The sequence below is a fragment of the Oleiphilus sp. HI0079 genome (genome assembly GCF_001635105.1).
The window spans coordinates 1-682 of sequence record NZ_LWFT01000897.1 but is presented as its reverse complement, the minus strand read 5'-3'; the positions used below and the strand labels follow the sequence as shown (position 1 = coordinate 682).

The 682-nt window shown below is 47.9% G+C and carries 2 protein-coding genes; both read left to right on the top strand.

From position 1 onward, the window contains the following. Positions 1-286, top strand: a 286-nt coding sequence (locus A3750_RS26935) for a hypothetical protein (protein WP_231871854.1), incomplete at its 5' end; no start/stop codon positions are given. 10 nt (positions 287-296) lie between these two features. Continuing rightward, positions 297-682 (top strand): hypothetical protein (locus A3750_RS16635; RefSeq protein WP_156498662.1); only part of this gene is annotated, 386 nt, incomplete at its 3' end.

Here is a 682-nt window from a genome sequence, read left to right as displayed (position 1 = left end):
GAACCGACATAGAGAAGTAAAACGGTTCACGAACTGGAGAGTACTTACTCCTGTCTACCTAACTTTATTAGCACTATTAGCACTTTTCGCTTTCTCGAATCTTGCACAAGCTGAGAATCAGCTCGCAAGCAAGCCTATAAACGTAAGCATTGCGTTTTCGGATGGAGATCCGCCGACCTCATGGTCAAAGGATGGTATCGCAGCACAAGGATTGTTGCCCGAGCTCGCTTCCGCAGTATTCAATCGCATTGACAACATTCAATTGGATGCGGCTCCCCTGGCCTAGAGCCAAGCTAATGGCGAAGAAGGCAACAGTAGATGGCCTATTAACCTACCCTTCAAAATCGCGCCAAGAATACCTACTTTTTAGCGAACGACCCACGTATGTCATGGACTACAGCTACGTGATATACAACAAAAATAATCCCAGAAGCGCAGAGCTAGCGCGTCTTCCAAGCTTTAGAGCGCTTGGGGACTTCATCATGGCAACAGAGGGGCCAGACGTAGCCGATTCGTGGGAGGAAGTGAATCTGCCGATCGACGCATTCCCGCGCTTTTACGTCAATAAAGCAATACAGATGTTTCATTTAGTGTTGCGCCGCAACAGCGCAGATTACTTCATTCGAAACCTCGAAGAAGCAAAATATATCGCCCGCTCCTTAGGTTACAGTGAGCAACTCGG